The sequence below is a fragment of the Acidobacteriota bacterium genome (assembly GCA_030774055.1).
Classification (GTDB): domain Bacteria; phylum Acidobacteriota; class Terriglobia; order Terriglobales; family Acidobacteriaceae; genus JACPNR01.
In genome coordinates, this window is sequence record JALYLW010000109.1 from 1 (window position 1) to 4,424 (window position 4,424).

Sequence of the window (4,424 nt, forward strand, 5' to 3'; positions counted from 1 at the left end):
TGCGGAAGCGGCGAGCCACGTGGCTCGCCGCTTCCGCATTGTCAGCGGCTATTTCTTCGGTTCGCCCTGCGGCGGCTCTGCCGGGTGTACTGGCTGCATCGCATCGCCGCCAGCATACTTCCCCACCGTCGAGACGAAGCGTTGCGCGTCGGCCGGTACCTGTACCGCTCCCGTCAGCGACGTCCGAAAGCGCACCATGCGGCCGTAGAAAGCGCGGGTGTCGTCTTTGTCCTGGCGGATGGTCGAGCCGTTCACCGTGACGCCGGCGAACGCCCCGCGGCTGCGCGAATAGGTGAGGACCTGCGCGCGTAGCTTCCAGTCGGTCGTGCCTTCGGCGTGGCGGCCCACCGGGCCGGCCGCGGCGGATGCGTCCGCACCCAGCTTGAACTTGCTGGAGAGCAATCGCTCCATCCCCTGGTCGCTCACGATCACCATGATCAGGTCCACCGCCTCACCGCCGATCTGCAGGCCGAAGCTGCCGCCTTCCATGCGGAACAAGGCCGGCGCCGTCCAGCCCGAGGGCGTGCGGCACGTGGCAACGCCTTTGCCGTACGCCGCGCCCAGCACGAAGCCGCCCTTCAGCAACGACGGCACCACCGCCACGCACTTCGCACTATGGAAGATCTCTTCTGGAATGCCTTTGTCGGGCGCGGCCATGATCTCGTCGATCACGTTCGCGGCTTCGTTCAAGCGTCCCACGACCTTCGCGCGGTCGGCGGCGAACGCGGGCAGGCTCAGCAGGATGACTGCGATTAGAAATCTCTTCATGGGAAAAGAGTAACAGGGATGGCGGCAGGGACTGGAAGCTAAAAGTTAGCAGCTAGCAGCTAGATAAATGAAAGGGGCCGGAAGCAGCGACCCTCGTGCTGTTCCAGCCCCTGTCTCCCAGGTTCTGTGGTAGGTTGCGGCGAGTATGGACTTCGTTTCCGGAACCGGCAACGTCACTGAAGGCCACTCACCCCGCGTCGACGCCGGACATGGACTTTAGTAACGGTTACTTGTTTGTAACCAGCCCGTGAGTAATGGCGTGGACGGAGAGCGCGATGCGGTTCTGCACGCCGACTTTGCGCATCAACTTGGCGACGTGCGCCTTCACCGTCCGCTCCTCGATGCCCAGCACCGCACCGACCTCTTTGTTGGAGCGGCCCACGACCAGCAACTCGAGCACTTCTTTCTCGCGGTCGGTGAATGCCACGCGCCCTGCCGGGAAGATGCGCCCCGGCGACGAGCTCACGCGCTCGATGAAGGTGGAAAGCACGCGCCGCGGCGCCCACACCGATCCCTGGTGCACGATGCGGATCGCCTGGATGAACTCCGCCGGGCTGGCGCCTTCCTCTACGTATCCCTTCGCGCCCGCCGCCACTGCCTTCAGGATGGTCTCGTCGTCAGCGCCCGAACCCGTCACGATGATGCGCAGGTCAGGACGCGCGGCCTTGAGCCCAGCCATCACGTCGAACAGGTTCTGGCCATTGCGGCTGCCGAGCAGCACCAACTCCACGTCTTTCAGGTTGGGGAGGTCGGCGATCGAGGCCGCCATGGGTTCGAGGTCGGGCTCCGATTCGAATAACGTGCGGAAACCGACGAAGCGCAGCGGATCACTCTCCAACACGGCGATACGGATGCGAGGTTTTTTGGCTGGGGCCGGTTTCATTGGTTGTTCTCTTTCGGGGGTAGCGCGTAGCATATCCTCATTCGATGTCGCTTTGGAAGATGGCCAATATGCACAAAAGGCACACGGCCACTTTCCTACCGGACTAGCACTAAAGTCACTTCGACCAGTGAGGGTGCCCTCGGAACCTGTCATTCTGAGCGAGCGCGATCCCGCCCCGGCGGGAGAGCGCGAGTCGAAGAAGCCCTATCGCGATTACACTTTTCGGTGAGGTCCCTTCATGATCCGCGAGAACCTAGCCCGAATCTTAGGCTCTGCCCTACTCCTCGGAGTCCTCGGCACTGCGCCCGCCTTCGCCCAGACCTCGCCGCCATACACACCCAAGTCCGCCGACGACCATGCGCTCTCCCAGTCCGAAGCCAACTCCATCGCCTACATGAAGACGCTCTACTACAACGAGCGCGAGTACAAAAAGAAGATGGGCCGCTACTCCGGCTCGCTCCTCGCGCTCACCGGCGGCGGACGCTCCTTCACCAAGCGCATGGCCCGGCCCGACCGCGGCGACTACGCCGTCGGCTACCGCGGCGGCAAGGATGGGTTCTCCGTCACACTCACGCCCAAGCAGTTCGATCCCACGCGGCGCGGGTTCTATATGGATACGAGCGGAGTCATCCGCGTGCAGGAAGGCGCGCCTGCCACTTCCGAGTCGGAAGCGCTGAAATGAATCGTTCCCCGCGCTGGTTTTGTCATCCCCAGCGGCGGATGACGATGGATGTTTACCGAGATGTCATCGCAGGCTTCAGACCGGCCTCTGAACCCGCGTCGATCCGCGTCGCCTTGCCGTGCCGATACGTCACCGTGAGCGGCTTGCCGCCATTGGGATATTCCACCACGCGCTCGGCGGGATCGTCGGACTGATGCGGCGTCCCCATCCCGATGGCGAATGAAGCCTGCATCTCGTTCATCCCTGGCTTCACCTGGTGCTGCGCGACGGCCTGCCAAACCGGCTCCGGCCAGTGCTTGTAGAGCTGGTGCGGATCTTCCAGGAACAACGCCTCATCCGCATAGATGGTGAAGTCCGACCCGCGCTTGGTCCCGATGGGCAGAGCGAGCTCCTTGCCGTCGCGGCGAACAAAGACGGCAACCAGTTGCTCCCCGCCCACGGCGCTGGGCGCGGCCTGCAACCGCACGTCCTTGATCGTGATCTGCTCGATCGGCCCCAGTGTGCCCGCTTCCTTGCCAAAATCCACCCGGCCACCGCTCACCGGATAGAGGGTGTACCGGTACCCCTCACGCATCCAAGCCGGCTGGCCCACGAGCTGTTGCCGCGCCGACTTCAAGTCATACGCATGTAAGCGTTTAGGGACGACATAGGCATCGGCGTCGAGGCCGGTATCTACCTCGGGACGGGCGCGGCTGGTCAGGCCGGCGACGGGCTCATCGCGCTCGCGATACACCATCACCAGCCGGACCGCGGCCACCAGGAATGCGGCCAGCAACACTCCCTGGATGACTTTCTTGGTCTTAACGTTCATGGTCTTACCCCCCATGGTTCTTATCCCCCATGGTCTTATCCCCTATGGTTCGCCTTGCGGGTACTGATTGCTTCTAAGGTGGATTGGCCGCATTTATAGGTCATCTACTCGATTACACAGAAACGCACCTCGCCGCATACTCCGCTCACCTTAACCCCAATCCAATCGAATTCGACAAAACCCGGCCGCCCCATAAAAATTCCTGGGGGAAACGGTGGCGGAAGGGCCGAGACGAAATCAGTTGGTTGCGGCTCCCCGGCAACTAAACGGTTGCCGGGGAGTTTCGTTAGGGCGACTTTTTGCCGCGCGGGCAATGTCCGCCGCCGGCAGCGCCCGGCAACCATGAGGCTCGGCCGCGGCATCGCCTGCGTCCTGATCGCGGCTCTCGCCGCTAACCCCGCCGCCAACGGTGGTACGAACTCCGCTCCGCAGGCGCGCGCGAAGGCGTTGCCTTCCGCGCCTCGGCGCGCCCAGCGAAGCGCTGCCGACGAAGCCGCGCGCGCCCTCTTCCTCCGCTCCGACGTCGAACAAGCACGTGCGCTCGCGGCGCGAGTCGTGCGTTCCGACGCCCTGCGCGATAAGCAAGACAAAGCTGACGCGCGCGCTCTCTTTGTCGCGATGGAAGCCGCTGCTCTTGCCGCTGACACGGCTCCGCTGCTTGATGCCGCGCTGCGACTCTGCGAACTTCGCCACCCCGACTGGCGAGTGAACGACGCCCGCTTGAACGACGCCCGCGTCAACATCGCCGCGGCTCGCATCCTTGAACAGGCGGAGCAGGCAGCAAACACTTCCGCCTTCCGCGCCGCCGTTCCCCGCATCGAGAAGCTGCTCGCCGCCGGCTCCCCGCAAGCTCCCTACCTGCGCGCCGCGCTCCTCGCCGCTGCCGAGGATGGCGTTCCCGGACTTGATCCCGCCGCCCTCGCGCGCGCTGCCGCGATCCAGCATGTTTCGCTGCGTCTCACCGCCGGCTCGCACCGGCGGTTGCTGAAATTCCTCGCCGGCGCCGCGCCGTGGCGCCTCACGCTGTTGCCGCCACCTGCTTCGGCCGTGGCCACCGCGGTCGTGCCGGACGTCGCCGTGCGTAACCCTGCCGTGCGTAACCCCTCCGTGCGTAACCCTGCCGTGCGTAACCCTGGCGACGCAGCGCTCGAAGCCGAGCAGCGTTACCTTCGTGCCGCTCAGAAATACTGGCAAGGAGACGCCGCGGCCATCATCGCGGAGTTGCCCTCGCCGGCGAACGCCGCCGAAGATCTCTTGCTCGGGTGCGCCCGCGCCCGGCT

The 4,424-nt window shown here is 64.6% G+C and carries 5 protein-coding genes; 2 read left to right on the top strand and 3 right to left on the bottom strand.

Features of this window, described 5'->3' with window-relative positions; genetic code table 11:
• Window positions 1-48: 48 nt before the first annotated feature.
• Window positions 49-768 carry a lipid-binding SYLF domain-containing protein gene (locus M3P27_08915; protein MDP9268428.1) on the bottom strand — a complete coding sequence of 240 codons (720 nt, stop codon included), beginning with the start codon at window positions 766-768 and terminating at the stop codon, window positions 49-51.
• A 226-nt stretch (window positions 769-994) separates the two neighbouring features.
• Complete coding sequence (locus tag M3P27_08920) at window positions 995-1,651, bottom strand: response regulator transcription factor (protein MDP9268429.1); 657 nt, start codon at window positions 1,649-1,651, stop codon at window positions 995-997.
• A 238-nt stretch (window positions 1,652-1,889) separates the two neighbouring features.
• On the opposite strand from M3P27_08920, the gene M3P27_08925 reads away from it, so the two are divergent.
• The gene (locus tag M3P27_08925) at window positions 1,890-2,333 is read left to right on the top strand and encodes a hypothetical protein (GenBank protein ID MDP9268430.1); all 444 of its coding nucleotides are present in this window, start codon (window positions 1,890-1,892) and stop codon (window positions 2,331-2,333) included.
• Window positions 2,334-2,385: 52 nt separating this feature from the next.
• Here the strand turns inward: M3P27_08925 and M3P27_08930 are convergent, their stop codons facing one another.
• Complete coding sequence (locus M3P27_08930; GenBank protein ID MDP9268431.1) at window positions 2,386-3,144, bottom strand: hypothetical protein; 759 nt, start codon at window positions 3,142-3,144, stop codon at window positions 2,386-2,388.
• 342 nt (window positions 3,145-3,486) lie between these two features.
• On the opposite strand from M3P27_08930, the gene M3P27_08935 reads away from it, so the two are divergent.
• A partial coding sequence (locus M3P27_08935) for a hypothetical protein (protein MDP9268432.1) occupies window positions 3,487-4,424 on the top strand: 938 nt, incomplete at its 3' end.